General features: G+C 58.1%; 1 protein-coding gene. It reads right to left on the bottom strand.

Annotated elements, in window-relative coordinates:
- On the bottom strand, nucleotides 1-1,293 hold a 1,293-nt coding region (locus tag ACO0LG_RS29490; RefSeq protein ID WP_423032174.1), incomplete at both ends, for a hypothetical protein.

Here is a 1,293-nt window from a genome sequence, read left to right as displayed (position 1 = left end):
TTGGAATGGGTGACACCACTGTCGCTGTAGGTCAGTGTGTTGCCGTTCGGGTCTTTGATGCTGGTGATGCCGATACCATCGGTCAGATAGTATTCGTAGTTATCTTCTGTGGTGAGTTTGTAGTATTTGGGGTTCCAGGCGATGGTTTCATTTTGATCAGCACCGTCGACGTCGATGAGCATGCCGCCCTGGGGCTGGATGCGTTTGGGTATATCAACGAGGTCGAGTTTGGCGGTGGTACCTGGCAAGGCGGTAAAGCGTATTTTTACCGGGGGGGCGACAGTGCCACAATCCTGTTCGTTGTGCGCCTCAAAGCGGGCAACATCACCGGTTGGTAATGTCACGTCAACCTTGCGTTTGCCTCTGGGGCGCAGGCAGGTCGTGAACTGGCTAGGAATGGTGATGACGTCCCATTCGAGACCAAGGATGATGTTTTTTCTGATCTGTACATTCTGGTAATCGACACTCCAGCCTTGCCCGAAGTCGAGTGCCTGGCTCTTGCGGCGGGTGTCGTAGGTGCGGGTGATCCTGATGGGGATGCCGGAGGCCTGGACGTTGAGGTCTTCAAAGCTGATGCTGAACTGGCCTATCTTGAGATTACGGGTGACGTCCAGGGTGATCATGTGGCTGGCTTGGACACCATTGGTATTGACGGCAATGACGCTGAGTTCGTAGATGCCGTTTTGTAGCTGGGTGGGATCAAACTTGCCGAGGGTGCCGTTGCTGATATTCTGGTAGCCACGGGCGAGTTCTTGCCATTTGTCGGTACCAGCGGCGCGCATGAGGAGCTGGTAGTAGGCGAGGTTTTGGGCGCTGGCGGTACCGGTGATGGTGGTGGGGGCGGTGATCTCGACGTCGTCTGTGGGGGTGCTGATCTGGGCTACCGGTGTGCTGGTGTCTGCGGGGTTGGCGACACTGTAGAGGCTGGTCTTGCTGACGGTGGCGAGGTCATCTTTGGCGCTGGCGACAACCTGGTGCGCGCCGGTGGTGGTGGCGGTGATGGTGGCTGTGCCTTGGGCATCGAGGGTTTGTGGTTGGCCATCCACAGTGACGCTGGTGCTGATGGTGCCGGTGCCGCCGTTGGTGAGGACGGTGACGGTGACTTTGTCGCCGATGTTGACGAGGGCGGGTGCCACGGCCATGCTGATGCTCAGTGCCAGGGCGTGGTCACTGACGGTGAGCAGGTAGCGTTGTTCTGCATAGGCTTTGCCATTGTCGGCGCGTAGGGTGACGTTGAAGCTGCCTAACACTGGGCTGGACCAGCTGATCACGCCGGTGCTGCTGATGCTCATG

It is taken from the genome of Undibacterium sp. Ji42W (assembly GCF_049340405.1).
GTDB lineage: Bacteria > Pseudomonadota > Gammaproteobacteria > Burkholderiales > Burkholderiaceae_D > Undibacterium.
This window is presented reverse-complemented; position numbering and strand designations above follow the sequence as displayed.